Origin of the sequence: Ectobacillus ponti (assembly GCF_024294785.1) — a bacterium.
GTDB lineage: Bacteria > Bacillota > Bacilli > Bacillales > Bacillaceae_G > Ectobacillus > Ectobacillus ponti.
Genome location: NZ_JANCLT010000011.1, coordinates 57,369 through 83,584, shown reverse-complemented (window position 1 = coordinate 83,584; position 26,216 = coordinate 57,369). Strand labels below are relative to the sequence as shown.

Here is a 26,216-nt window from a genome sequence, read left to right as displayed (position 1 = left end):
CAAGAGACGTGGGAAGTACCCTGACCAGCCGACAAATGAAGAGAAAACTTAGTATGCGTGTATCTCATTGAGCTAGGAATGAGCCAAGCGGATGCTGCGGAGAAAATGGGAACCTCTAGGATGACACTGTAGACAAACACGACAAAAAATGCTGAAATAGCTAAATGCGAGATGGTTCATCCAGCTTTGCATCTAGCTACAACAACGTTGGCATTGCCTCGTGGCAGAAAGAGTTCTCTAGCATCTGCTGTAAGTCACCTTGCCTACCGTATCAATATGCTCCACTAGCTTGGGGTTTTCGATGTCATGATAATTCAAGACATCAAAGAAGTAAGGAAGGGGATACTCTTCATCCAAAAGATCATGCAGACCATATAGTGTGCTCTTTGTAATTCCCTTGCCAACGAGGGTAAGGTCTACATCAGAACCATTCTTATAATTTCCCATAGCCCTGCTTCCAAAGATGATAGCAGCTTGTACGTCTTTTTGTAAGTCTCAAATCCTTGCCTCCATCTTACATCCTTCAGCGGATCCATACAATTGTTTCCTTTCACCCGTCAAAGCTTGTGTACGTCTACAGGGTTTACGCCACAAAACGCAAACGAACCATGTTCAGGACTTTGTAGACAGAAAGTGCCCTCTGCAGCTATGCAAGCAGCTTGAAGTGTATGCGCATAGGTTTGCTGCAGTTTACTCACTCTATACCTTCCCATGGAAGCTTCTTTCTCATATATGTATGGCAGAGAAGAAGGGATTCGAACCCTCGCGCCGGTATCCCGACCTACTCCCTTAGCAGGGGAGCCCCTTGAGCCGCTTGGGTACTTCTCTGTGTGGCTCCGCAGATAGGATTCGAAGCTACTCTCGGTTAACAAATGATTGCTCTACCGCTGAGCTATCGCGGAATAAATTGTTGGAGCGGGTGATGGGAATCGAACCCACGACCAGAGCTTGGGAAGCTCTTGTTTTACCACTAAACTACACCCGCATGATGAGCTGCACCGCCATGAACTGGTGCGGATGAAGGGACTCGAACCCCCACGGTGTTGCCACCACTAGCACCTGAAGCTAGCGCGTCTGCCATTCCGCCACATCCGCATACACCTACCTGTATATTTCTTGCTATTATATCACAACCCAATCAGCTTTCGTAAGCCGCGTTCTGTTCATCCTGTGCTGCAAATGGACGTATCCTCGCACAATGGATGGAGAATCATCTATCTCATGGCGTCTGCCATGGCGCCGGTGCGGTTCTGTTTCCCTGCCGGCGCTTCCCTGACCAATATTTAGGTTTCTCGCTCGTGGGGTTTACCTCGTTCCACCTCCGCCGTTTCCAGCAGAGCTTCGTCACTGTGGCACTTTCAGGGTATTCGAGCCATATCCCAAGGGACGTAGGCTGTTTCCCCGCCGTCAGCCAAAGGCTGCCCCGGCTTTCACCGGGCACGAACACTACAAGCATCACAGCTTGTGCGAGCACGGACTTTCCTCACGGAGCAAGGGCTCCGCGCGATTCTCTCGGGCTGATTGAGGTTGGATACAAATGCGGCTGAGAGGACTCGAACCTCCACGGTCGTGAAACCGCCAGCCCCTCAAGCTGGTGCGTCTGCCATTCCGCCACAACCGCATGTCTGGCGGAGAGCGAGGGATTCGAACCCTCGATACGCTTGTGACGTATACACGATTTCCAATCGTGCTCCTTCGGCCTCTCGGACAGCTCTCCATTGTGTATGTGCCTTCCCTGCGTACTGCAACAGCAGTTCGTCTCACACATTCTTATCATACATCTCAAATCGCATTTTTTAAATATACATTTTATGGAAGAAAAGGTACAGCATTGGTTACAAGCTGCCGCACCCATCCCAAAACAGCCGTGCCAGGGTATGCCTCCACAAGCAGGATTGAAATCAGCTGCGGGTTAGCAGCCGGGTGCTCTGTTTTGCCATTGCGTAACAGGAGCATGATGTGCCTAGCTCGACATAAACCGTGAGCCTCACAAAAAAGACCTGATGCATGCTGCTTCATCAGGTCTCTTGCCGCCATGCGCCCGTTTAGTTCACCAGGCGTCCGGTCATCCCTTGCTCCTGCCAGTACTCATTGCGCAGATGCACCTTTTGAATTTTGCCCGAAGCCGTTTTTGGCAGCTCTTCAATGAAGGTGACTCCGGTCACCGCCTTGAAGTGGGCGAGCTTTTCTCGTGAAAAGGCAATGATTTCTTCTTCGGTTACGGTTTGGTTCTCCCGCAGCACGACATAGGCATGCGGCGTTTCGCCCCATTTTTCATGCGGCACCGCAATCACGGCAGCCTCCAGTACAGCCGGGTGCTCGTACAGGGAACCCTCTACCTCAATAGAAGAAATGTTTTCGCCGCCGCTGATGATGATGTCCTTCTTGCGGTCAACGATGTCAATATAGCCGTCCTCATCGATGGTTCCCATGTCCCCTGTATGCAGCCAGCCGTCCCGTATGGCATCCATCGTGGATTCAGGATTTTTCCAGTATCCGAGCATCACGCCGTGGCTGCGTGTGACAACTTCGCCGATGTCTTTGCCGTTATGGGCCACTTCTTCCCCGTTTTCATCCACAACCCGCACGTCACAGCCGATCAGCGGATAGCCGGCTTTTGCCTTGATGCGTGCCTGGTCGGCTGCCGGCAGGTCTGCAAACTGGGACCGGACAGTGGAAACGAGGCTGAGAGGTGTGGACTCCGTCATGCCGTACACCTGGATGAATTCCCATCCCAGCTCCTCCTCTACCCGTGTGACAAAGCTGGCCGGCGGCGCGGAGCCCGCGATGACAACCCGGACAGGCTGTCCGAGCAGCGGGTGGTGCTTCTCGTGATATTGCAGCAGTGTGTTGAGCACAGTCGGCGCCATATGCAAAACGGTGACACCATGCCTTTGCATCGCATGGAAAATGGACGCTGGCGTCGCTTTGCGCAGACACACATGCGACGCGCCGTTGGCGGTGTAATAAAACGGCGACCCCCAGCCGTTGACATGGAACATTGGCAGTACATGCAAATATACATCCCGATCATTGACACGCAGGTGATGCATGGCGCTCATGGCATGCAGATAATTATTTCGGTGCGTCAGCATGACACCTTTTGGGTTTCCTGTTGTGCCGCTTGTGTACAGCAGGCTGCATACATCATTTTCATCCAAGTCGGCGCGGTCGAATGCCGTGTACGGATAACCGGCAAGCCAGCTGTTGTAATCGGTTTCATTTGTTTCCTCACTGCAGTAGTGCACAAGGATATGCTGCACTGTCTTCAGCTTGTCTTTCACAGGCTGGATCAAGTGGTACAAATCCTCGTCCACCAGCAGCACCTTCGATTCGCTGTGATTCAGGATAAACACATAGTCATCCGGCTTTAAGCGGATGTTGAGCGGCACCATTACGGCACCAAGCTGAAATACGCCATAGAAGCCTTCCAGCATCTCAACCGTATTGGGCGCCAAATAAGCTACACGGTCGCCCTTTTGCACGCCAAGATCCCGCAGGCCATAGGAAAGGCGGTTCACCCGTTCGTTCAGCTCGCGGTAGGTGAACATCCGCTCCTCATCATAGACGGCCGGCTTATCTCCATACAGCGCAACAGCCCGATCCAAAAATTGCGGCAACACTAAAGGTACGTTCATGAAATCCCCTCCAGATTCACGATAGAATGTGTTGAATATTGCATATATTCTTGTCGAGATATGGAAGTTCCTCTGTGAAGTGAAGAAATATATGTGAAAACTGAATATGTATGCAAAAGGGATGCCCCGTACCAGGCATCCCTTTTGCTTCAATTCACAAGCCGCAGCACGTCCCGGACAGACTGTGCCGAACGGTGCAGCGCTTCTTGTTCTGCTTCTGTCAGCGGCAGCTCCAAAATCTTTTCAATGCCGTTTCCGCCCAGAATGGTTGGCACCCCCATATACAAGCCAGAAAGCCCGTATTCCCCCTCTAGATATGCGATAGCCGGCAAAATCCGTTTTTTATCTTTCAGGATTGCTTCTGCCATTTCCACAAGCGCGGCAGCCGGCGCGTAATAGGCGCTGCCATTGCCCAGCAGGCTGACGATTTCGCCGCCGCCCTTGCGTGTCCGTTCGACAATGGCCTGCAGCCGCGCCGGCTGCAGCAGCTTTTCCAGCGGAATGCCGCCCGCATAGGAATAGCGGATGAGCGGCACCATTTCATCACCATGCCCGCCCAGGACAAATCCGGAGATATCCTCCACCGCCACGCCGAGCTCTTCCGCGACAAAGGTGTTGAAGCGCGCCGTGTCCAATACGCCGGACTGCCCCATGACACGGTGCTTGGGAAATCCCGTTTTGCGAAAGCAGACATAGGTCATGGCGTCGACGGGATTGCTGAGTACGAGGATGCAGCTATCCGGGGCAAACGTGCTAACCTGCTTGGCGACAGATTCCATAATCGCGGCGTTGGTGCTGACCAGATCGTCCCGGCTCATCCCGGGCTTGCGGGCCACCCCGGCCGTGATGAGCACCATGTCGGCCCCCTTGATATCCTCATAGCGTGCTGTTCCCGTGATACGGGCATGAAAGTGCCCAAGAGGCGCTGTCTGCTGCAGGTCGAGCGCTTTTCCCTTTGCCGGGTTTTCCAATTCAGGAATATCCAGCAGTACGATGTCTCCCAATTCCTTTTGCGCCAGCAGCAGCGCAGCGGTGGCGCCGGTGTGCCCGGCGCCGATGACCGCAATCTTTCTACGCGTAAACATCATGACATCCCCCTGCTTTCAGCTTGATGCCCCGCTTTTTCCAGTCAGCCGTTCGTTGATTTCCTTGTAGGTGCCGAGATGCGGGCCGGCAAACGTGTGGCGGGCGCGGACCAAGTACAGAATGACGAACAAAATTGTTACGGTGACAAACGCTTTTCCGGTCGTATAGGTCAGTGTATAGGAATCCGTCAGCTGCACATCGCTTGGCGCAATGATGAGCAGCACATCAAGGAACACAATCCAGGCAGCAGCCACGAGGTTGACAAACATGCTCCAGCCTCCGAGCGACCACGGCCCATCGTCCTCCTTCGTCCAAATTTTGCGGAACTGTGCCCGCAACTTCAGGACAATTGGAATGAGATAAGAGGTATGCAGCCCCATGACGCTCAGCGAAGTTACAACTGCGTATACATTGTTGAAAATGCCGCACAGAAACGCCAGTACGACGGTGATCCAAATCGCATACGCCGGTGTGCGGAATTTTTCATGCACCTTGCCCCACAGCCGGGACAATGGCAGGCCGCCGTCACGGGCAAACGCATAAATCATCCGGGATGCGGAGGTGACGCCGGAGAGGCCGCAGAACCACATGGCGAAGGTCACCATCCAGAGAATGACCTTGCCGAAGGTGCCGCCGACTGCCTGCTCCATCACGACAATGAAGGCATTTCCCTGGCCGTCTGCTACGGCATTCGCATCCGTAATGGACATGGTCGCCAACGCCAGCAATACAAAGCCAAAAATACCAGAAATGGCGACGGACAGATATACGCCCCAAGGCGCCCGTACCTTGGCATCAATCGTCTCCTCGCTCGTATGGGCAGAGGCATCGTAGCCGGTAATGGTCCATTGCGCCTGCAGCAGGCCGAGCAGAAAAGCAAACCAATAAGGGGTCGTGCTGTTTGTTGCCGTGGAAAAGCTCGTATCAAACAAATAATCTACACTGTGGTTCGGCCCGTAGTACACGAGCACCCCAATAATGAAGCCGACGCCGAGCATATGATAGATGGCGGATACCTGTGTCAGACGGGAAACAAGATGAATGCCGAAATGATTCAAAAGTGCATGACTTGCGAGGATGACTGCGTACACAGTGAGAAGCTCTGTCTTTGTCGGATTTTCAAACAAGAGAGAAGAAGCAAAGCCGGCGCAGCCAAAGTCAATGCCGGCCACAATCGTAATTTGCCCCACCATATTGAACCAGGCGGAGAACCAGCCCGCCCCTTTGCCGCCAAGAATAGACGCCCAGTGGTAAATGGCTCCTGAAGTCGGGATGGCGGATGTCAGCTCTGCAATGGCAGCGGACAGAAACAAGCAAAAAATAATGACAAGCGGCCAGCCCATGCCGATGATGGCCGGTCCGCCCTGATTGAAGCCGAAGCCATACAGCGTGACACCGCCTGTTAAAATGGAAATCACCGAAAAGGAAATGGCGAAGTTCGAGAACCCGCCCATATCCCGCAGCAGCTCCTGCTTATAGCCGAAGGAGGCCAGGTCATGCTCCGGCCCGGCATGCTTTTCCAGCCGGTATTGCCGGACGCTGCGGTTTGCTTTCAACAGAATCGCCGCCATCACAAACAGGCAGACAACCAGAATGAGAATTCCCAATGCCATGTTCTCACGCTCCTACTCTCTCAAATGCCAGGCATATTTCCATAGACTCCCATTCATCTTATTGTTTGGACAAAACACGGTGGACGTCACTGTCCGGCCGCGGAATGACATGGGAGGACAACAGTTCGCCAACCCGCTTTGCCGCTTCCCGGCCTGCTTCCACTGCCGCCTGCACCGCCCCCACATCACCTTCCACCAGCACGGTCACCAGTGCGGCATCTACCTTTTCCTGGCGGAGCAGCCGGACATCCGCTGCCTTCAGCATGGCGTCTGCCGCTTCAATCGAACCGATCAGCCCCCGTGTTTCAATCATGCCAATGGCCTCTCCCACATTCCTCACCCCCTTTCATGCTCGATGCTGTCAACAATGCCAATAATGACTGCATCGACAGGTGTTTGCTGAAAATCGTATACAACACGTGCCCCGCTGCCGCAGGTGATGATGACTTTATCACCCACGCCCGCACCAATCCGGTCAGCGGCAATCAAAGGCGACGCCAGTGCTGCTCCCTCCGTATCCTCGGGCTGCACAAAGAGAAACTTTAATCCGGTTAATCCCTCCTCCTTGCGTGTGGCCCACACCTTTCCAATCACGGTTCCCAGCTGCATGGCATCACCCTCCGTTTCCTTCTGTTTGCAGCACAATTCCTTTGCTCCGGGCCGCTTCGCGCGCCAGCGGCGTCACAATTGTGCCCGGCTGCAGGAGAAGGCTCGTGGATGTTATATGCTGAATATCCGCTTCTGTGACAAGCTTGCCAGGGAAAGCGGCAGGACCAGCTGCAGCGGGAGCCGTCAGAAGCTCCACCAGTCCAGGTGCAGCCAACACGGAAACGCCAAAGCGCTCCAGCTGCTCCTTTTGCTGCCGGATATACAGCTGATACGGAGACCATGGCCCATTGCCGACAACCCAGCGCAGGGAGGGCGACAGAGAAAGAGTAACCGGAACGGCTTGCAGGAGCGCCTGCGCAAGCAGGTGGCTGGTGCGTGTATCCGTCAATCCGAGAGCGCCGCGCACCAGCAAATCCTGCTGCACCTCCCAAAACAGAACATGGTGGACCTCCTCGCCCAGCGTGTGAACAGCATGGGCGGCCGCTGTTTGCACCTGCCACTCCCCCTGCAGCTCCGTGGTTTGCCGTTCCGCTTCCTCTTCGGTCATATGTGACGGATACACAAACAGGAGAGACGGCCTGGGCGGCGGACTATTTTCCCCCGCCAGCTGCTGCATAATCGAGAGAACAATCTGTGTAATCAGCTCTTGATTCAGCGGGTCCACCCCCTTTCCTGCGGAGGATGCCGCGGCCGGTTCCGGCGACGCCGGCCGCGTTCGCCTCGTCAGTATCAATATGCATCTCCAGCTGATACCGCGGCGAGACGCGCACTCTTACATGCTGAAACAGCAGCGGCCGTTCACCCTGCACCTCCACCTGCACCAATTCCCCATTTTGAACTTGGAAAGTCTGTGCATCCTGCGGTGACATATGAATGTGCCGCTGCGCCACGATACATCCTTCCTTGATGAACAAGCTGCCGGCCGGGCCAATGATGGTAACAGCTGCAGAGCCCTTGGTGTCTCCGGATTCCCGGACGGGCGGGGCAACCCCCAGCCGCAGCGCATCCGTCCGGCTGATTTCCACCTGTGTCTCCCTCCGGCAAGGGCCGAGCACCCTTACCCGTTCGATGCAGCCGCGCGGCCCGGCCAGCAGCACCGTTTCCGCCGCGGCAAACTGTCCGGGCTGCGACAGCTCCCGCTTCTTCTTCAGCTCATGGCCGCTGCCAAATAAGATGGACAGATGCTGCTGCGACAGATGAACATGGCGGGCGGAGACAGCGATGGGGATGGTGTGCGTCTGCAGCCGCAGCAGCACTTCACGAACGATTTGCTCCGTAATGGGAGGCTTTTGCATGTCGCATCACCTACGATTCGATTTTGGGCAGAATGCTTTCCAGCTCGTTGTGCGGCCGCGGAATGACGTGCACCGACAGCAGCTCCCCCACCCGCTGGGCTGCTGCAGCCCCGGCTTCTGTCGCAGCCTTGACTGCGCCGACATCCCCGCGCACCAGCACGGTCACAAGGCCGCCCCCAACATGGACTTTGCCCACCAGATGCACATTCGCCGCTTTCACCATGGCATCCGCAGCCTCCACAGAGGCGACTAATCCCCGCGTTTCAATCATACCGAGTGCGGTCAGCTCTCTTGACATACATACTCCCCCTTATGTTAGTTCGATTGGACAGCCGCAAGTGCCTGCGCAACAAGACGGCTTACATGTTCATGGTCTAATCGCTCAAGTCCGGCAGCTTGTTTCAGCACCTGCTGGACAATCTCTTCCACTTTCACTTCAGGTAAGGCGGCTTGTTGCTCTTCAGCCCCAATTGAAAGCTCCTTCATGCCATACGCCAGCCGTTTGATGTTTAAGAGATGATGGCTCGACAGGTTATCTGAAGTCATATTGCCGCCGAAGGTACCGCAGCCAAGCGTGAATGACGGCTTTAATCCGGTTGTTGCCCCGACAGCCCCCAAAGCCGACGGCGTGTTTACGACAATCCGGGAGACCGGACACTGCTGCGCAAACTCCCGGGCTACGCGTTCGTCGCTTGTATGAAGCGCAAGGGTGTGGCCATTCCCGCCGTGATGCAGCAGCATTTTGCTGAGCTCCAGCGCCTCCTCCCAGCCATTTACTGTGTAAAAAGCGAGAATGGGAGACAGCTTTTCCAGCGAAAATGGATACTCCTTGCCGACCATGCTTTCTTCAGCAAGCAAGAGACGTGTCCCAGCAGGAACAGCGATTTGCGCGAGTGCCGCAATATCCCGGGCGCTTTTGCCGACAATGGCCGGATTGAGCTTGCCGGGAGCCGGCGAGATGACACGGGCAAGCCGTTGCTTCTCCTCGGCATTCACAAAATAAGCGCACTGCTGCTTGAATGCATGGATGACTTGCTCCTGTATATACCGATCCACAATGACTGCCTGCTCGGATGCGCAGATGGTGCCATGGTCAAAGGTTTTGCTCATCACAATGCGCTCTACCGCCGGGCCTGGCTGGGCGGTGCGGTCGATGTAGACAGGAACATTGCCCGGGCCGACGCCATAAGCCGGCTTGCCGGAGCTGTAGGCCGCACGGACAAGCGCGCTGCCGCCGGTGGCCACCACGAGATGGACGTCAGGATGCTTCATGAGCCCCTCGGCGGCAATCATGGTCGGCTTGGAAATCCAGCTGATCAGCCCTTCCGGCGCACCGGCAGCCACGGCAGCTTCCGCGCAGATTTCTGCGGCACGCACCGTGCAGCGGGCCGCATTCGGATGCGGGCTGATGACGATGCTGTTTTGCGCTTTCAGCGCAATCATGCTTTTGAAAATAGCCGTAGAGGTGGGATTGGTTGTCGGCACCATTGCCGCAATGACGCCAAACGGGCTGCCGTATTCCATCACCTTGGCATGTTTGTCCTCCCGCAGCAGGCCGACGGTGCGTTCATGGCGGATGGATTCGTAGACATCCCGGGCGGCCACCTCATTTTTCAAGGCTTTATGGGCCACTACCCCCATGCCTGTTTCCTCTACGGCCAGCACAGCCAGCTCCTGTGCCGCCTGCAGGGCCGCTTCGGATATAGCCCGCACCACTTCATCCACCCGCTGCTGCGAGAAGGTCTGAAACGTCTCCTGCGCCGCCTTTGCCTGCCGCACGGCATCACGCATCTCCTGCAGCGATTGCAAATCAAAATCCATGGCAGTCTCTCCCTTCTAGTACACGATTGGGTTTTGTGCCAGCCGGCATATGGTATCGCGGAAGGCATCCGCCGCCGCCCGGCAAGCCGCCTGTGTCCCTGTCAGGAGCCCTCCGCCAAAGTTTGTTTCAGACGGCGGCCCGAAAAACTGCACCAACTGGACATCTGCTGCTTTCAGCGCAGCATCCAATCCATATATGGACTCAAGCGGCGGGGCAATCAAGTATGCCAGAGGCTCGCCTTCCGGAATACCGGCCGTTTGTGATAAATAGCTGCCGGTGCGGGCGACCACATGAGCGTACAGTGCATGGGAACCGTCCGGCACGATGGCTTCAAAATAGGCATTCTGTTCAATGGTTCGGCAGGCAGCCGCAAGGCCGCTTTTCACCTCGTCAGGCGTCGGTCCGGCCAATATACCGATGCACTCGCCTGATAAGGGTCCGGAGGCATGGGCTGCTCCAGCATAGAAGGAGCGGGCATAGACAACCTCCACTTCCGCTTGCTTTGTTGCTTCGTCGAAGGCCGTGTAGCCTACATCGTCAATCGTGGTGGTCAGTATGCCAAGGCTCCGCTGATGAGGCTTCAACTCCAGCTTGGCAGCCAAGGCTGCGTCCACATTGGGGATGACCCGCACTGCCAGCACCTGGGCACGAATCGGCTGCAGCATGTCTCCTCCCTCCTTTCTACTTTGTCAGATGCACCCCGCTCGCCTGCTGCAGCAGGATGCGCTGCACCACAGTCCCTAAATACGCGCCGGCCTCGACAGGCGGAATGCCGCCGGCGTGAATATTGGACACCACCATCCGGTCGGCCTCAATCGTCCCTTTTCTTGGCCGATAGCACAGATAGGCGCTCAGTGATTCCGCAGAGACAAGGCCGGGACGCTCACCAATGAAGTAGACGACAACCTCAGGCTCCAGCAAATCGCCGACTTGGTCCATGACAGCCACGCGGCCGCGATGGATGAAAAAGGGTGTTCCGCTTTGCAGCCCCAAATGCGCCAGAGATTGCCTGAAGGCCAGATACACATCCTCGAGGTTGCTTTCCACCGCAGCGGCGCTCAGCCCGTCGGAAGCAATGATTTGCACCTGCGGCCGGTTCCGGCAGCGCGTCCGCAGCAAAGCCGCGTCCTCTTCCTGCAGCAAGCGCCCCAAGTCCGGCCTGAGAATGTAGGTTTCCTTATCCGTTACCCGCGTCCGTACAGTGAACAGCTCCAGGCGCTCCAGCAGTTCCCGTGACACCTCACTGTACACCGCATCCACAGCAGCTGCATGATCCAGCCGAAATTGCAGCCATGCATCCGTTTTGGGGCGATAGCCGCTTCTGCCAACCGCGATGCGGGCCGGTGTGGACGAAAGCATATCAGAAAGAATGGTTTTGCCATCAGCAACAGAAGCATGGTGTGCCGGCTTCGGCAGCGCTTCTGCTTCTCTCGTGTCCGGCTGTGCCAGTGGAGGAGACGGGCGGTCATGCTCCCAAATGCGGACCATGTCTGCCTGCGGCGGCTCCTGCAGCTGCCGCAGCACTTCTGCTGTGATTGCGGAGACAAGCTCTGTTTTCATAGGGCCCCTCCTGTTGCAGATTTTGTAAAGAAGGATGGATCGCCGGCATACCGGCTGAGACGGCCGTTTTCAAAAATGCCGATCTCCTCCAGCCACTCCTGAAAGCACGGGGCCGGTTTGCGGCCGAGCGTCTCACGCAGGGCGGCCACATCGTGATAGCTGAGAGATTGATAGTTCAGCATGCAGTCATCTCCCATCGGGGTGGCGATGACGAAATTGACGCCGGCTGCCGCCAGCAGCACCCCCAAATCCTCAATATCATTCTGATCTGCGGCAATATGGTTGGTATAGCACACATCGACCCCCATTGGGATGCCGTGCATTTTCCCCATGAAATGATCTTCCAGGCCGGCCCGGATGACCTGCTTGCCGTTATACAGATATTCCGGCCCTATGAAGCCTACAACCGTGTTTAAGATGAAGGGGTTGTACCGCTTCGCAAAGCCATAGTTCCGTGACTCCAGCGTTACCTGGTCGATGCCGTGATGGGCCTCCGCTGAGAGCTCCGAGCCCTGTCCCGTTTCGAAATAGAGGCAGTGCGGACCGGTTCCGGTGCCGAGCTTTTTGGCCATATCGTATGCCTCATCAAGTAAAGCCGCGTTAATACCGAAGGACCGGTTGGCGGCTTCGGTTCCAGCAATGCTTTGGAAAATAAGATCAGCCGGCGCTCCCTGCTCAATGGCTTTCATCTGGGTTGTGACATGCGCCAGCACACAGTTTTGCGTCGGAATCCGCCACTCCTGAATAAAATCATGTGTCGCATGCAGGAGCCGCTTCACGCTTTCAACAGAGTCATCCACGGGGTTGATGCCGATGACCGCATCGCCAATTCCGTAGGACAGGCCTTCCTGCAAAGACGCCAGCATGCCGGCCACACTGTCTGTCGGATGATTGGGCTGCAGGCGCGAAGCGAGTACCCCTTTTTGGCCAATTGTGATGTTGCAGTGGGACAAAACCTCGATTTTGTTGGCTGCGTGCACCAAATCCAGATTAGACATAATCTTGGTGACCGCCGCGATCATCTCGCTCGTGAGTCCGCGTCCCAGCCGCTGCAGATCCGCTCCGGTTGTTTTGTCATCCAGTATGTACTCCCGAAGCTCCGCTACGGACCAGTTTTGCACGCTTTGATACATCGGCTCATTGACGGCGTCCTCAATCAGACGGGAGACTTCGTCTTCCTCCGGCGGCAGGAGCGGATGATTGCGGATATCCCGCAGCAGCACCTGGCTCAGCACCTGCTTTGCCGCAATCCGCTCCTGAACCGTAGCCGCCACAAGACCGGCCAGCCGATCCCCGGACTTTTCTTCATTCGCCTTGGCAAATACTTCCTTAAGATGGCGGAATGCATAGGATTGCCCCAGCAGCCGCGTTTGCAATATCATGTGCCGCACCTCCTATGTGTGAAAAGCAAGTGTTTTCACGATGACAGGAACCACCCCGGATTGCAGCTCGTGTCCGATATCGATATAATCGCCGTGTTCCACCTGAATTTGGTCAATACAAACAAACCTCCAGTCCGGGCGCTTCAGCTGCAAGGTCTGCCCCATGACCTTCGCCAGGTCGCTGCTGAGTACAATCACAACAGGAACAGACTGCCGAAAGGAAAGACAGCAGCTCTGTACAATCCAGCCGGCAAGCTGCTGCACCTCCGAAAACCGGAGCCGCGGCAAGCCTTGCATACAGAGGGCAAATGGCTGTCCCGCCCCTTCCGGATCATATAAAGCGAGGGCGTGCCCTGCAGCCTGCTTCAGCCGGTTTTCCCCATCGGCCAAGCTGCCGTTCCAATTCAGCTGATACACTGGAACATTCCGCAGCGGCAAACAGCCAGCCTGCACTTGAATTGTAGCGCCGCTGATTTCTGTTGCCTGCATGCCGGCGCCCATAACGGTCGCTCTGGCGGTTTCAAGGGGCTGGACCCACGTCCAGCGCTGCAGCTCCGCGCTCTCCCGCAGTGCCTGTGCCAAAGCTAAGCCGATGTCCTGATAGGGCGCCTGCTGTTCAGGGTGATAGAGGCAGGCACCGACTCCGCCGGAAAACATAATCTCTTCAATACAATCTCCCCAGCCCGGCGGATGTCCCAGAAGCAGCACTTCATCTCCAGGCCTTACACGGGCCTCCAGAACACGCACCAGAATTTGCACCATCCGCTGCAGGGCAGCGGATGCCATATCCGCTTCCGGCACCGGCTCCTGCGCCAGCAATGCCTGCACAGGAGGAGCGATATATGAAATGCGGTCTTCTGTGTATTCCACAAGGCGGCCGCCAATATGCAGCGTGCAGGTCCCAAGCAGCTCCGCACCCCGGTATACAGCGATGTTTGCCGTGCCGCCGCCGATATCAATGTTTGCGACCGTTTTTCCGGTGTGTTTTGCGTAGGCATACGCACCGGACCCCTTCGCTGCCAGAATCCCCTCCAAATCCGGACCGGCAGTGGCCACCAGGAACTCCCCGGCTTCGGCGGAGAGCATATGCACAAGCTCCCTGGCATTTTGTTTGGTCGCCGTCTCCCCTGTAATAATGACGGCACCGGTTTGAATGTGCGCCGGCGAAATGCCGGCCTTCTCATATTCATTTCTGATAATCTGCAGGACTTCCGGCATATCAATGCGTTCACGGGAACGAAGCGGTGTCCGGTACAGGGGGCTGGCGTGGATCATTTGCTTTTCAGTAATCTCAATCCGCGGCACATGGCTTGAAGCAGCGGTATTGGACAGCGTGAACCGGCTGATAACCAGCTTTGTTGTACTGGTGCCAATATCAATGCCGGCGCTGAGTATGGTTTCCTTGGTCGGTGGCATCACAGCATTCCTCCATACGGGTTTGCTTCAATGTATGAGGGCCTGTACAGTTTTATTATAAATTCTGAATATTTTAGAAGGAATTCAGGAAAATCAAGCCCTTGCTGCTGCAATATTGCTGCATGGCAGCCATGGAAGCGCATGCCACCAAATCGCGGATTTCCTGCAAGCCCTGTCCAGTCCGGGCGGAAGAAATGACAATCGACCCCCGCGTCATGGCCCGTTGCAGCAGTGCTACAGCTTGTTCTGTATTTGCCTCTGCAGCGTCTGCTTTTGTCACAACGCCAATCGGCAGCTTCGGAATGCCGGAAGCAAAGCCTGGCGGAAAGCTGCTGCCGGCACGCGTGGCATCTTGCAGGAACAGAACATGCGTGACTTCCAGGGCTGTGGCCATAATGCTCCGATAATACAGCGGGTTCTCAGTGTATTCACCCGGCGTATCCACAATCCAGTTCTCGTACATGAGCGTCTGTGTCTTCACAGGCATTTCATCCTTGCCAAGCAACGCCTTGGTCAGGCTGGATTTCCCGGCGCCAATGGCGCCGATCAGCATTGCGCGGGGCTTGCGCATATCATCAGCTCCTACGATTTCGTAATTCTCGCACTGGTATAGCCAAGCTGTCCTGCCAGAAATTCATTAATATGACCGAGTGCCATCTCCACCTCTGATACACTGCCGACAAGCACAAGGCTCCCGGTAAAGCGGTCGAGAAACCCAATGGAGACGTGTGCAGCCTTCGTGGCCAAATCACCGGCAATAATGACCGTTTCGCTCGGGGTCAGTGTCAGAATGCCGATGGCGCCGGTCTGCTGCAGCCCAAGCTTATCAAACATATCGACATCCGGATTGGCAATGATATGGCTCAAGGTCACCTGTTTCCCAGGCACAAACTCTTGAATAAAGCGCTTTTTTTCTTCCGTCATGCTCCCTCTCCTTATCCGGCTCTCTATTACCTACTATATGATGCAGAGATGGGACTAGTACGAGTTGTCCGTACCCGGCTGTAAAAACAACACATACAAGCAGGTGAGGCGCCTCTCCACTTTCCTTCTTGCTAATCCCTCCTCTTCTTATGTATACTTACTCACATACTTACTTGTTTAAAGTATTTTATTTTTATATTCGAATTCATATAGTATAATAACATTTGAGGTGAGTACATCATGCAAAAGCTAGTATTTTTTGTGGGAATTGCGGGTACCGGAAAATCTACAATTGCGGAAGCACTGTCGAAGGAAATTCCAAATGCGTACATTGACCGCGACGTTGTCGGCGGACGATTTGTGGAGCGTATGTTGGAGTTGAACAATCTAGATAAAAATGACCGCGATTCCGACTTTTATAAAAAGCACCTGCGGGATTTGGAGTATGATACAGCCCGAGATATCTGCATTCAAAATTTGCGCTTGGGCCAGCATGTGTTCATGGTGTCCCCGTTCACTGCGGAGCTGAAGGATGCAGACTGGATTGAGGAGGTGCTTCGCGAAGCCGGCAAGACAAGGCAGGAGGTTGACGTGAAAGTTATTGTCGTCACACTGCAGGATCTGGAGCTGCAGCGCAAGCGCGTGATGGCCAGACAGACAACAAGAGACGAATGGAAGCTGAATAACTGGGAACAATACGTCCAAAACCTGCAGCAGGTTCCGGAAATTAACTGGGACATTCCGGCCTCTTCCATTTTGATTTACGATAACAGCCAAGCGCTGACAGAGACGCAAATCGAAGGGATTAAGGAATTTATTCTACAACAGCCGGAGCCGGCATGGATCAAATCAGCTCTATGACCCTGCGACAGGGTGGTTTGGGCAGCCCGCGGCACAAGGCGCACATGTCAGGGAGAGGATAGCTTGAGAATCTGGTCAGACTTTCAAAAACAAATCCTGAAGAACTATATAGCCGGCTCGCTCATCGCGGTGTTCGGCGTCGGCGGGGTTCTGGTGTTTCATACGCTGTATGTGTCGGGACGGGAGGTATACATCCTGCTGCTGATTATGCTCCTATCCTGCATCTGCATGTTCACAAGCGAGTGGTTTGTATACCGGGAGCACATCCGGCCGATTCAGGCTGCCTTTCTCATGGAGAAACCGGCGCTTTCTGTGCTGCAGGATGCTTACACAGCCGCGCTGCGCTTCCCTCTTGCCACAATAAGGCGGATCCTGGGGCCGCATTTATTGGGGTTATCCGTTCCGGCGGCCTCGTTGGCCGCGCTGGCTATTGAACAAGAGCTGTTGCACATTCCCTATTACTACATTGCCTTGGCCGCAGCCGGGGCGGTGCTGGTGGCTGCTGTCCATGGGCTCATCGAATTCTTCCTGACGTATGCTTCCGTCGAGCCCTTAATTCAAAGTGTATTGGAGCGGGCGGAGCAGCTGTACAACGTACGGCTTGAGCCCAATCAGCGCCATCTTGTCAGCATGAAGAAGAAGCTGCTGCTCAGCTCCACCTTTATTGCCGTATTCCCAATCTTATTGTTCAGCCTTGCTTTTGAAATTCATCTCAACCAAGGGCCTTCCGGTACAAACTATTGGGAATGGTCACTGCTGATTTTGCTGATGGTTGTCCTGTTGGCCTCCTTTGGCAGCCGATTGCTGTATCAGCATATCAGCCGTCCCATTGAGGCATTGGAGACGAGTATGGTACAGGTGCAAAACGGTCTGTTCATCCCGCTTGGGAACGTATACTCGGACGAGTTCGCACATCTTGTGACCGGCTTTAATCATATGATGACAGGGATTCAAGCGCGTGATGAAGAAAATGAAAGGCTCATCGAAAGCTTTTTTACCGTCTTCGCGGCCACGTTGGATGCCCGCGACCCTTACACGGCCGGGCACTCCATAAGGGTGGCTGACTATAGTGTCCGGATTGCCGAGGAAGCGGGCCTGCCCCCGGAGCAGGTTGACTTGCTCAGAAAGTCGGCCCTGCTGCATGATATAGGGAAAATCGGTGTCCGGGATGATGTGTTGCTGAAGGAAGGGAAATTGACAGACGAGGAATTTGCCCAAATTAAGCAGCATCCATCCATCGGCACACGCATCCTCGAAATGGTGGACCTCCCGGAAGGCCTGCAGCCCGTGCTGCCAGGTGTACGCCATCATCATGAGCGGTTTGATGGAAAAGGGTATCCGGACGGACTGCAGGGCTTGGAAATTCCTCTGTTCGGGCGGATTATGGCGGTTGCGGACGCCTATGATGCGATGACATCAGATCGTCCGTACCGAAAGGGTATGCCGGTACAGCGGGCATTATCTATTCTGTACGAAGGAAAAGGAACGCAATGGGACCCTGCGTACGTGGATATATGGATTCGTCTTATGACGATGGAAACAGCTGAACAAGAACAGACCTCACTAGCGCACTAAGGAGGTCTATTCTTGCATTTACCGCTTCATGAAAGCTTCGATGTCCTCTACGGAACGGATCATATCTTTTGATAAAACCTCGTGCCCATCCTCTGTTACGAGCACATCATCCTCGATCCGGATCCCGATCGTTTCTTCTTCAATGTACAAGCCCGGTTCGATTGTAATGACCATGCCCGGCTGTAAAATCAGATCCTTGTAATTGCCGACGTCATGTGTATCCAGACCAAGGAAATGGCTGACGCCATGATAGTAATACTTGCTGATTTCACTCTCTTCTTGAATCAGCCCCGTTTTCAGGCATTCCTCAGCCAGCACCTTCTTCGCATGCTCGTTCAGCGTGGCAAACGGCAAACCCGGCTGAACCAGGGCTGTTGTTTCGCGCAGCGCCTTCAGTACGATATTGTAATATGTTTCTTGTGCTTCCGTGAAAGTTCCGTTCACAGGGAAGGTGTAGCTGATATCAGCGCTGTAGTAGCCGACCTGCGCACCCAAGTCCAGCAGGACCAGGCTGCCGTCCTCGGCCACCGCGTTGTTTTTGTCGTAATGTAGAATCGTGCCATTTTTGCCGCTCGCGACAATCGTATTGAATGCATAATCCCGTACTCCATTCGACTTCAGCGTAAAGTCGAAATATGCCTCCAGTTCATACTCCCTCATCCCGGCTTTGGCATGGCTCATCAGATGCAAAATGCCTTGCTGTGTGATGGCAATGGCCTTTTGGATTTCCGCAATTTCCTCAGGTTTTTTATAAACGCGCAATTCGCAAATGATCGGGTAAGCATTTTGAACCTGCAGGAACGGATAGTTCGTCTGCATTCTTGCGGCAAACTGCTGTGCTTTCGTAGCCGTTGTATCCCATTCCCGTCTTTCCAAATCCAAGTACAGATGAGAAACGGGCGCACTCAGCAGCAGCCGGGACAGAAAGGAATCGAAGCCGTCCACATACTGGATTTGATTGATGCCGGACACGTCAATTGCTTCCTCTTTTGCAATCGTTTTACCAACCCATTTTTCCATGACCGGGTCAGATTCTCCAATAAACAAATACTCTTCCACCCGTTGCCCCGTATGATGGGCCAAGAACACCACATTCGGCTCGTCAATGCCGGTCAAATAGTAAAAATTCCGGTTCGGCACAAATCGATAGGCTTCATCCGCAGACTTCTGCGGTGCTTGGCCTGCAAACAGCAGCAGCAGCGAGTTTTTCTCCAGTTTTTCATATAAAGCTTCCCGGTTTCCACTAAAAAATTTTTTCTCCATACTTCCCCCTCTTTCCTGCTACATATGTATGTCTTGCTCTGTCATTATATCGAAGCCCATCTGTTTTCACAAACCATTCTCCTCTGGCAATCTGCTGTTCATGTCTTTTTCATCCTCAATTTATTGTCTTTTTTCAGATTTTTTCAGGACAATATGAAATGGATATGATAATATGTTACATAATTTCGAGTTTTCACGCGCCGCTTCCTTATGAATGACGTCTCTCGATCCAGGTGGCTATTCCTTATTTTTCCATTAAATCCAATAACCTTCACCAGCTTCGTATGCCACAGCATATTTTTATTTTATATCTATATAGTAAAATATTAAAAGGGATTGTATTCCATGAGAAGGGAACATACAGAATGAGAAGATGGGTCAAACGCATAACGAAAATATTTGTCATCCTTTTTCTCCTTGGCAGTGCACTTGCATCTGCCATTTTATTCGGCACATCGTACGGCCACCAACTGCGTGTCATTGCAGCAGAAAGCATTTTAACATCACAGCATCGGCAATGGGCGAAATATACACTTTTATCAGAAAAGGAACTGAAGGATATTCTGGAGAATATCACAAACCCCAAATGGGTGGATAGCGGCAAAGCGGTGAATCTGACTCTCTCGCAACGGGAGCTGAAAAGACGGGAACCGTTGGCCATCACCATTACTACGATCAGCAGAACGTACAGCGACCACTATTTCGAAGGAAAGCTTATGACCGTAAGCAACCCGCTGAACGTCAAGCTTGTGATGCAGCAGGGCGCCCAAGGAGCGGAAAGCGGCGAACAGATTGATGTCATGGCCAAGCGGAACCATGCTCTTGCGGCGGTAAACGCAAGCGGCTTTGACGATGAAACCGGACACGGAAGCGGAAAGACCCCGATTGGAACCGTCATTGCAAACGGACAAGTGATGAATGCCGAGGAAGGACGGGACACGCCTTCTCTCATTTCCGGCCTGACAGCGGACGGTGATATGATCACCGGCAACTACTCGCCAAATCAGCTGCTGCAGCAGGGCGTCGTTTCGGCTGCCGGCTTCATTCCGCAGCTCATTGTCAAAGGCGAAAAAATGATCACCAAGGGAAATGGCGGCTGGGGCTATGGCCCGCGGACCATCATGGCGCAAAAGAAGGATGGCACCATGATATTCCTGGTCATTGACGGACGGCAGAAGCACAGCATCGGTGCTTCCTTAAAGGATTGCCAGGATATTCTATATGATATGGGCGCGTACAATGCCATGGCGATGGACGGCGGGTCCTCGGCAAGCATCTATGCGATGGACCAGCTGTTGAACATCCCTTCCACGCTGTCGCATCAAGCGCGCCACCTGCCGAACTGTTGGGTTGTCACAGCGCGCTCCGGTCAAAAGGTTGAGATAACCATTGACGGACAGCCTGCCTCTTCAAGAGAAATTTCTAATATAATCGGTTCCTGAACCTTTCGGCCATAATAAAAAAGAGTCTCGCGACTCTTTTTTATTATGGCATTTTTCTTCCGCGCGAAGCTACGTACAAGGAATACCACTCTTCCCGCGTCATCTGCTCCGCAATGCGGATTGCGTCAACACTGCTGCGGATGCGCTCCGGTTTTGTCGTGCCGATCACAGGCTGAATCATGGCAGGATGGCGCATCAGCCAGCCAAGGACAATGGCTTCCGCCGATGTTTCTTTCTCTGCAGCCATGCGATGCACCAGTTTCTTTGTTTGCAGCACGGATTCTGGCTGACCCGAAAGTTCGCGGCCGCTGTACAATCCCCCAGCCAACGGCGCCCACGCCTGAATTTGGATGTTCTCCAGCTGGCAGTGCGCCAGCAGCGATTCCGGAAAGCTGAAGGAAGTACCCGCCTGCTGATTCACCAGCACGCCCTCCTCCAGCCAGCCGATATGATGCAGATTCATTTGCAGCTGATTGACAACAAGCGGATCAGGCAAATAATGCTGCAGCAGCTTGATTTGGGAAGCGTTCATGTTTGATACCCCGAAATGCCGGACTTTTCCAGATTCCTTCAGCTTGGCGAATGCCTCCGCCACCTCTTCCGGCTCCATGAGCGGGTCTGGACGATGCAGCAGCAAAATGTCCAGATATTCCATGCCCAGACGGGACAGAATGCCGTCCACGGAGGACAGGATGTGCTCCTTTGAGAAATCATAGCGGCCCGGCATTTCTCCCTCCGCAAAGCGGATGCCGCATTTGCTTTGGATTACGAGCTGCTCGCGTATGTAGGGACGGTTCTTCAGGGCTTGGCCAAATACGATTTCCGCCTTGCCCATTTTGTAAATATCTGCATGGTCAAACATCCTGATGCCGCTTTCCAGCGCTGCATCAATAGCACGCTCCGCTTCGAGCACCTGCTCGTTTGTCTCCGGGCTGTTGTCCCACGTGCCGCCAAGGCCCATGCAGCCAAGGACGATCCGGTCGGCCGCAATGCCCCGCTTTTGTAATGGTGTTTGCTTCATCATTTCCACCTCTTTTTTTACAGCTTCCTTCCTATTATAGGCGTGTCCCGCCCGGCGGGCAACGCTGAAGCACTCTCTGTCACTTCTGTGTCACAGGCGGATCGTACTTCTCCCCGAAGGTCTCCACCGTCACCTGCTTCATTTTCTGCTCCACTTCCGGCTTATCCAGACTGTTGCGCTTCACGCTGACAATGTCCTGCACAACATCCATGCCGGAAGTCACCTTTCCAAAAGCCGCATACTTGCCGTCCAAGTGTGTGGCCTTATCAACCATAATAAAAAATTGTGATCCAGCTGAATTGGGATCGTTTGAGCGGGCCATGGACAGAACGCCGGCTTCATGCTTCAGCTTGTTCGGAAAGCCATTCTCGGCAAACTCGCCGAAAATCGTATGTCCCGGGCCGCCAGTCCCATCGCCCTTCGGATCTCCTCCTTGAATCATAAAACCGGGGATGACGCGGTGAAAGGTCAGCCCATTGTAGAACCCTTTCTGTATCAATGAAATGAAATTCAGCACAGTGTTGGGGGCAATGTCAGGATACAACTCAGCCTGAATCTGTTTGCCGTTCTCCATTTCTATGGTCACCACAGGATTCTTCTCCACATGAATCGCCTTTACAGGCGCTGCTTCCTTCTTTGCTCCTGTACCGGATCCGCAGCCTGCCAGCAGCCACACAGCCGCAAACAAGACGGATGCCCTGGATAAAAACATACGCTTCATCTTATTGTCTCCTTCTTCTATATCTGATTCGCTTGTATCTTACCATTTTCTTCCCCTCATGTACACCGCGCTTCCTTTCATGCATCTCCTGAAAAATGGGCACGATAAGAGCGGATGGTGATATAAAATGGAAGCAAAACCATTATTGGAAGTGGAGCAGCTGGCGTTAAAAAAGCTGAAGGTATTCCGGCACAGCCGGCTGATGTATGTATCACGTGCCATGCTGGCGAGCATGTTCATCGGCTTTGGCGTTATTGTTGCCTTTAAAACGGGCAATTTCTTTTACGTAGTGCACTCCCCCCTGGCCTATCCGATGGCAGCCTTGACCTTCGGTGGCGCTATTATCCTGATTGCTTACGGCGGGGGCGATTTGTTTACCGGCAACACCTTTTATTTTACATTTGCGGCGCTGCGCAAGAAAATGCGCTGGCGCGACGTCGCCACGATGTGGGGCTATGGCTACCTCGGCAACATCCTTGGGGCGCTCACCTTTGCCTTTCTCATCTATGCGACAGGCTTGTTTTCAGATCCGTCTGTCAACGGATTTTTGCTTACGGTGGCGGCGAAGAAAATTCACGTTTCCACCTTTGAATTATTTTTCCGGGGCATTCTCTGTAACTGGCTTGTCTGCATGGCCTTCTTTATTCCAATGGCACTGCAGGGCGACGGACCAAAGCTGTTTACGATGGTGCTGTTCGTATTCTGCTTCTTCATATCGGGATATGAGCACAGCATCGCCAACATGTGCACCTTTGCCGTATCGCTTGTGCTGCAGCATCCAACATCTGTAACAGTGGGCGGCATCATCCATAACCTCATTCCGGTCACGCTCGGTAATCTCGTTGGCGGCACCTTGCTGATGGCCTGGATGTACTATTATGTAAACCGGCCGTTTATGGAGTAACTGGAACAAGCACGAGAAGCCTCGTGCTTGTTTCTATTGGCCCAGCTTTTTGATTTGCTCAATCAGACTTGATACCTCTTGGATGGTCTGCAGCAGCTCCGGATTTTGGGCCAAAGCCGGGTCAAGCAGCCCATCCTTGAAGCCTTTGAGATAGAGCTCAATGCCAGCGTTGAGTTTTTCATTCTGTGTGACCACCTGCTGATGCAGATCAGCTGCCACATCCGGCGCCTTCAGCTGATTAAAGTCCTTCAGCTCCTGCTGAAATTTCTGCAGCTTTGTTTGCAGTTCCTTCGCCGCCGTTTTGTCAGTTACAGCCTGCTGCACCAAGTCAGACACCTCCTGCGCAAGGGCGCCGGCATCGTTGATATATCCTGTAGCTTCATTTACATAAGTTAAGGTGCTGTTGGCCTCCTGCAACAAGGAGCATCCCCCCATCAGCAGCAGGGAACCAAGCGTGGCGCCTGCCAGCCATTTCTTCATATACAACTCTCCTTTTTGTGATAAACCGTTCTCCACAGAAAAACACCTCTGCCGGCGGCAAAGGTGTTATGACAAAGAGAAGCCTTTACCAACGAGCTTGGCGAAGTGGCTACTCCCCTTTGAAGATATGCGATTCATCTATAATAGCATCAGCATACCACGAAAGTAAAAAAATGTAAATTAAAATTCAATTCTCTTTGCTAAGCGGAGGTATCCCGCTTCCGTATAGATGTATACAACGCATGACGCGATTGATACGCAAGCATATTGAGAGACAGCCATGCAGCTCCCATTGCAAATCCGGCAATCACATCACTCGGGTAATGCACTCCCAAATACACGCGGCTCAGCCCGATCAGCAGAACCAGCACCATGCCGCCTGTCCAAATGCCGATACGGAAAGCAGCATATCTGCGGGCCAAAAGAAATGCCAGGGCTCCATAAAAGGATGCAGCTCCCATCGCATGGCCGCTTGGAAAGCTGTAGCTGTTTGCCGCCACAAGCCGAAATGCCTCATCAGGGCGCACCCGGGCAAACCATTCCTTCAGCCCATCATTCAGCAGCCAGACTCCTGCCAAATTCACAAGCAACAGCGCAGCAGCGCTCCACTGTTTTCTCCATACGAAAAGCAGTGCGGCAGCAGTGCAGACGATCCCTTCAAATAAACCGGCCCCCATATGGGTAATGCCTATAGCGAGAACGGTGACGGCGTGACTCCGCAGTGTGTAGGCGAGCTGCATCCCAGCGTGGTCCAAGGTGTAGGTGGCACCCTCATACATGAGATAGGCAATGCCGGCAAAAATAATGAAGCAGCCGATACACTGCATCCAGAGGATGGATAAGCCTGACTTTTGGTTTTGTTGTTGCGACATATGTTCGCCTCCTGATTGTGCGGTTGTATTTCATTATATACCTGACGGGTTTTCAGATACAATTGCGGGCCATAAGCACAATGCTTTGCGCATATGGCCATTGTTGCTACAATAAGGAGACAGAAAAGCCGCTTGGCTTGTATTCTTGCTACAGAAAGAAGAGGAAAATATGGCAAAACACCTGCAGGATATTCCAGTTTCCGTGCTGGATTTATCGCCGATTACAGAAGGAAGCACCGCAGCACAGGCGCTGCAGCATACATTAGATTTAGCAAAACATGCGGAGAAATGGGGCTATCACCGCTATTGGCTGGCGGAGCACCATAATATGCCGGGTATCGCCAGTTCCGCTACATCCGTGGTCATCGGACATGTTGCCGCAGGCACTTCCGCTATCCGTGTCGGCTCCGGCGGCATTATGCTGCCGAATCACGCGCCGCTTATGATTGCCGAGCAATTCGGCACCTTGGAATCCCTGTTCCCGGGACGCATCGATCTCGGGCTGGGACGGGCTCCGGGCACAGACCAGCTGACAGCGCACGCCCTTCGCCGCGGCGGCCGCAGCGACGGACATGATTTTCCGGAGCAGCTGGCTGAATTGCGCAGCTACTTCAATCCGGAATTATACGGACGCAATCCGATAAGAGCAACGCCAGGGGAAGGTCTCAATATCCCGATTTGGCTGCTTGGCTCCAGCGGCTTCAGCGCGCAGCTCGCAGCACAGCTTGGTCTGCCGTTTGCCTTTGCCAGCCATTTCTCGCCGGAAAGCACCATTCCAGCGCTGCAGCTCTACTACCGGCAATTCCGCCCGTCTGAGGTGCTGAGTGAGCCGTACGCCATGGTTTGTGTGAATGTGATTGCGGCAGATACAGATGACGAAGCAGCCCATTTGGCTACATCCCTTCAGCAGCTGTTCCTCAATCTCGTACGCAACCGCCCGGGCAAACTGCAGCCGCCGGTGGACAATATCCACGAGGTGTCCAGCGAATATGAGCTGTCTCTCCTGCAGAAGCAGCTTGGCACCTCCATTGTCGGAAGCCCGCAGACGGTGGAAAGCAAGCTGCAGCGCTTTCTGGCTGAAACCGGCGTACAAGAAATCATGGTGGCAGGCAGCATCTATGACCATCAGGCGCGGCTCCGTTCCTATGAAATTGTCGCGGAGATCATGTCCCGTTAATCAACAAGAGGCTGTCTGCGGACAGCCTTTCGTTATGCCTCTTGTATCATGACGTGAAACACTGTGTCCCCCCGCGAAAAGACATGCTGCGGGCGGAAGCCAAACGCTTCGTACAGTCTGATGGCCCGCCCGTTGAAGGCGGCAACTGTCAAACGCAGCGGCTGCCCGGGAAAGCGGTCCTGCACCTGGTCCAGTACAAATGAAAAGAAGGCTTGGCCCCTCCCCTGCCCGGTCAAGTCAGGGCGCATACCGATGCCAAGATCCAGCCGGTCTTCTTCATATAATCCTAAGGCTGCGCCAACCGGAACCTGTGCCGCCCACCCGGTGCAGAAATATCCGATGATGTGCTCTCCTTCATAAACCACCCGATACTTATTTTCCAGCATTTCCTCCTGCAGCACCGCGCTGCCGTCTCCGCTGTACAAATCATAGGGAGGTTCATATGTCCACTGTGAAATTTGCTGTGCTGCTTGTTCGTCAATCTGTTGAGCCTTCCAAACCATCCTCTATCCCTCCTTTTCTCAGTATAACTGAGCTTGGAAACACATCCCAACC

25 protein-coding genes, 5 tRNA genes, 1 other RNA gene and 2 pseudogenes are annotated in these 26,216 nt (G+C 53.9%); 5 read left to right on the top strand and 28 right to left on the bottom strand.

The window, feature by feature from the left end; all coding sequences use genetic code 11:
- Nucleotides 1-237 precede the first annotated feature (237 nt).
- The 22 genes and pseudogenes from NK662_RS18005 to eutS form a co-directional block, all read right to left on the bottom strand.
- Nucleotides 238-477, bottom strand: a pseudogene (locus NK662_RS18005) (nucleotidyltransferase domain-containing protein); the annotation flags it as partial.
- A 260-nt stretch (nucleotides 478-737) separates the two neighbouring features.
- Nucleotides 738-828 (bottom strand) — tRNA-Ser (locus NK662_RS18000).
- An 83-nt stretch (nucleotides 829-911) separates the two neighbouring features.
- A tRNA-Gly gene (locus NK662_RS17995) sits at nucleotides 912-985 on the bottom strand.
- 24 nt (nucleotides 986-1,009) lie between these two features.
- Nucleotides 1,010-1,095, bottom strand: a tRNA-Leu gene (locus NK662_RS17990).
- Between the two features lie 50 nt (nucleotides 1,096-1,145).
- Nucleotides 1,146-1,519: RNase P RNA component class B (rnpB, locus tag NK662_RS17985), an RNA gene on the bottom strand.
- Between the two features lie 19 nt (nucleotides 1,520-1,538).
- A tRNA-Leu gene (locus NK662_RS17980) sits at nucleotides 1,539-1,621 on the bottom strand.
- Between the two features lie 5 nt (nucleotides 1,622-1,626).
- Nucleotides 1,627-1,717: transfer RNA gene (locus NK662_RS17975), tRNA-Ser, on the bottom strand.
- Between the two features lie 92 nt (nucleotides 1,718-1,809).
- A complete protein-coding gene (locus NK662_RS17970; protein ID WP_254760331.1) occupies nucleotides 1,810-1,956 on the bottom strand; it encodes a hypothetical protein in 147 nt (48 codons plus the stop codon).
- Nucleotides 1,957-2,045: 89 nt separating this feature from the next.
- Nucleotides 2,046-3,638 (bottom strand): long-chain-fatty-acid--CoA ligase, encoded by a 1,593-nt coding sequence (locus tag NK662_RS17965; RefSeq protein ID WP_254760330.1) that lies wholly within the window; start codon nucleotides 3,636-3,638, stop codon nucleotides 2,046-2,048.
- Nucleotides 3,639-3,787: 149 nt separating this feature from the next.
- Nucleotides 3,788-4,726 (bottom strand): malate dehydrogenase, encoded by a 939-nt coding sequence (gene mdh, locus NK662_RS17960; RefSeq protein WP_254760329.1) that lies wholly within the window; start codon nucleotides 4,724-4,726, stop codon nucleotides 3,788-3,790.
- Nucleotides 4,727-4,741: 15 nt separating this feature from the next.
- On the bottom strand, nucleotides 4,742-6,337 hold the full coding sequence (locus NK662_RS17955; RefSeq protein ID WP_254760328.1) for an amino acid permease: 1,596 nt from the start codon (nucleotides 6,335-6,337) through the stop codon (nucleotides 4,742-4,744).
- A gap of 67 nt (nucleotides 6,338-6,404) precedes the next feature.
- Nucleotides 6,405-6,668 (bottom strand): annotated as a pseudogene (locus NK662_RS17950) (BMC domain-containing protein); the annotation flags it as partial.
- Between the two features lie 5 nt (nucleotides 6,669-6,673).
- On the bottom strand, nucleotides 6,674-6,946 hold the full coding sequence (locus NK662_RS17945) for a EutN/CcmL family microcompartment protein (RefSeq protein WP_254760327.1): 273 nt from the start codon (nucleotides 6,944-6,946) through the stop codon (nucleotides 6,674-6,676).
- Nucleotides 6,947-7,536: 590 nt separating this feature from the next.
- On the bottom strand, nucleotides 7,537-8,241 hold the full coding sequence (gene pduL, locus NK662_RS17940) for a phosphate propanoyltransferase (RefSeq protein ID WP_254760326.1): 705 nt from the start codon (nucleotides 8,239-8,241) through the stop codon (nucleotides 7,537-7,539).
- Nucleotides 8,242-8,251: 10 nt separating this feature from the next.
- Complete coding sequence (gene eutM / locus NK662_RS17935) at nucleotides 8,252-8,539, bottom strand: ethanolamine utilization microcompartment protein EutM (protein ID WP_254760325.1); 288 nt, start codon at nucleotides 8,537-8,539, stop codon at nucleotides 8,252-8,254.
- 17 nt (nucleotides 8,540-8,556) lie between these two features.
- Nucleotides 8,557-10,062 carry an aldehyde dehydrogenase family protein gene (locus NK662_RS17930; RefSeq protein WP_254760324.1) on the bottom strand — a complete coding sequence of 502 codons (1,506 nt, stop codon included), beginning with the start codon at nucleotides 10,060-10,062 and terminating at the stop codon, nucleotides 8,557-8,559.
- Nucleotides 10,063-10,077: 15 nt separating this feature from the next.
- Entirely contained in the window at nucleotides 10,078-10,728 is a 651-nt protein-coding gene (eutL, locus tag NK662_RS17925) for an ethanolamine utilization microcompartment protein EutL (protein WP_254760323.1), read from the bottom strand.
- A 16-nt stretch (nucleotides 10,729-10,744) separates the two neighbouring features.
- A complete protein-coding gene (gene eutC, locus NK662_RS17920) occupies nucleotides 10,745-11,623 on the bottom strand; it encodes an ethanolamine ammonia-lyase subunit EutC (RefSeq protein WP_254760322.1) in 879 nt (292 codons plus the stop codon).
- Nucleotides 11,620-13,005: an ethanolamine ammonia-lyase subunit EutB gene (locus tag NK662_RS17915; RefSeq protein ID WP_254760321.1), complete on the bottom strand. Its 1,386-nt coding sequence runs from the start codon at nucleotides 13,003-13,005 to the stop codon at nucleotides 11,620-11,622. Before NK662_RS17915 ends, eutC begins: the two co-directional genes overlap by 4 nt.
- 12 nt (nucleotides 13,006-13,017) lie before the next feature.
- Nucleotides 13,018-14,421 (bottom strand): ethanolamine ammonia-lyase reactivating factor EutA, encoded by a 1,404-nt coding sequence (locus NK662_RS17910; RefSeq protein WP_254760320.1) that lies wholly within the window; start codon nucleotides 14,419-14,421, stop codon nucleotides 13,018-13,020.
- Nucleotides 14,422-14,494: 73 nt separating this feature from the next.
- A complete protein-coding gene (locus NK662_RS17905; protein ID WP_254760319.1) occupies nucleotides 14,495-14,992 on the bottom strand; it encodes a EutP/PduV family microcompartment system protein in 498 nt (165 codons plus the stop codon).
- Between the two features lie 11 nt (nucleotides 14,993-15,003).
- Nucleotides 15,004-15,345: an ethanolamine utilization microcompartment protein EutS gene (gene eutS, locus NK662_RS17900; protein ID WP_254760318.1), complete on the bottom strand. Its 342-nt coding sequence runs from the start codon at nucleotides 15,343-15,345 to the stop codon at nucleotides 15,004-15,006.
- A gap of 240 nt (nucleotides 15,346-15,585) precedes the next feature.
- Between eutS and NK662_RS17895 the strand changes: the two genes are divergently transcribed.
- Together NK662_RS17895 and NK662_RS17890 are read left to right on the top strand one after the other, a co-directional pair.
- On the top strand, nucleotides 15,586-16,206 hold the full coding sequence (locus NK662_RS17895) for a P-loop nucleotide/nucleoside kinase family protein (protein WP_254760317.1): 621 nt from the start codon (nucleotides 15,586-15,588) through the stop codon (nucleotides 16,204-16,206).
- A 63-nt stretch (nucleotides 16,207-16,269) separates the two neighbouring features.
- Nucleotides 16,270-17,781, top strand: coding sequence for an HD domain-containing phosphohydrolase (locus tag NK662_RS17890; RefSeq protein WP_254760316.1), 1,512 nt, complete (start codon nucleotides 16,270-16,272; stop codon nucleotides 17,779-17,781).
- Between the two features lie 18 nt (nucleotides 17,782-17,799).
- Here the strand turns inward: NK662_RS17890 and NK662_RS17885 are convergent, their stop codons facing one another.
- Complete coding sequence (locus tag NK662_RS17885; protein WP_254760315.1) at nucleotides 17,800-19,044, bottom strand: aminopeptidase P family protein; 1,245 nt, start codon at nucleotides 19,042-19,044, stop codon at nucleotides 17,800-17,802.
- Nucleotides 19,045-19,409: 365 nt separating this feature from the next.
- On the opposite strand from NK662_RS17885, the gene NK662_RS17880 reads away from it, so the two are divergent.
- On the top strand, nucleotides 19,410-20,486 hold the full coding sequence (locus tag NK662_RS17880) for a phosphodiester glycosidase family protein (RefSeq protein ID WP_254760314.1): 1,077 nt from the start codon (nucleotides 19,410-19,412) through the stop codon (nucleotides 20,484-20,486).
- A 43-nt stretch (nucleotides 20,487-20,529) separates the two neighbouring features.
- Here NK662_RS17880 and NK662_RS17875 read toward each other — a convergent pair whose 3' ends face one another.
- Together NK662_RS17875 and NK662_RS17870 are read right to left on the bottom strand one after the other, a co-directional pair.
- On the bottom strand, nucleotides 20,530-21,507 hold the full coding sequence (locus NK662_RS17875; RefSeq protein ID WP_254760382.1) for an aldo/keto reductase: 978 nt from the start codon (nucleotides 21,505-21,507) through the stop codon (nucleotides 20,530-20,532).
- 79 nt (nucleotides 21,508-21,586) lie between these two features.
- A complete protein-coding gene (locus NK662_RS17870) occupies nucleotides 21,587-22,228 on the bottom strand; it encodes a peptidylprolyl isomerase (RefSeq protein WP_254760313.1) in 642 nt (213 codons plus the stop codon).
- A gap of 127 nt (nucleotides 22,229-22,355) precedes the next feature.
- Here NK662_RS17870 and NK662_RS17865 point away from each other — a divergent pair, with 127 nt between their 5' ends.
- Nucleotides 22,356-23,132: a formate/nitrite transporter family protein gene (locus tag NK662_RS17865; RefSeq protein WP_254760312.1), complete on the top strand. Its 777-nt coding sequence runs from the start codon at nucleotides 22,356-22,358 to the stop codon at nucleotides 23,130-23,132.
- A gap of 33 nt (nucleotides 23,133-23,165) precedes the next feature.
- On the opposite strand, the gene NK662_RS17860 is transcribed toward NK662_RS17865, so the two are convergent.
- Together NK662_RS17860 and NK662_RS17855 are read right to left on the bottom strand one after the other, a co-directional pair.
- Nucleotides 23,166-23,612: a DUF6376 family protein gene (locus NK662_RS17860; RefSeq protein WP_254760311.1), complete on the bottom strand. Its 447-nt coding sequence runs from the start codon at nucleotides 23,610-23,612 to the stop codon at nucleotides 23,166-23,168.
- A gap of 200 nt (nucleotides 23,613-23,812) precedes the next feature.
- Entirely contained in the window at nucleotides 23,813-24,484 is a 672-nt protein-coding gene (locus tag NK662_RS17855) for a phosphatase PAP2 family protein (RefSeq protein ID WP_254760310.1), read from the bottom strand.
- A gap of 169 nt (nucleotides 24,485-24,653) precedes the next feature.
- On the opposite strand from NK662_RS17855, the gene NK662_RS17850 reads away from it, so the two are divergent.
- A complete protein-coding gene (locus NK662_RS17850; RefSeq protein ID WP_254760309.1) occupies nucleotides 24,654-25,661 on the top strand; it encodes an LLM class flavin-dependent oxidoreductase in 1,008 nt (335 codons plus the stop codon).
- Between the two features lie 32 nt (nucleotides 25,662-25,693).
- Here NK662_RS17850 and NK662_RS17845 read toward each other — a convergent pair whose 3' ends face one another.
- Complete coding sequence (locus NK662_RS17845) at nucleotides 25,694-26,164, bottom strand: GNAT family N-acetyltransferase (protein WP_254760308.1); 471 nt, start codon at nucleotides 26,162-26,164, stop codon at nucleotides 25,694-25,696.
- Nucleotides 26,165-26,216: the final 52 nt, after the last annotated feature.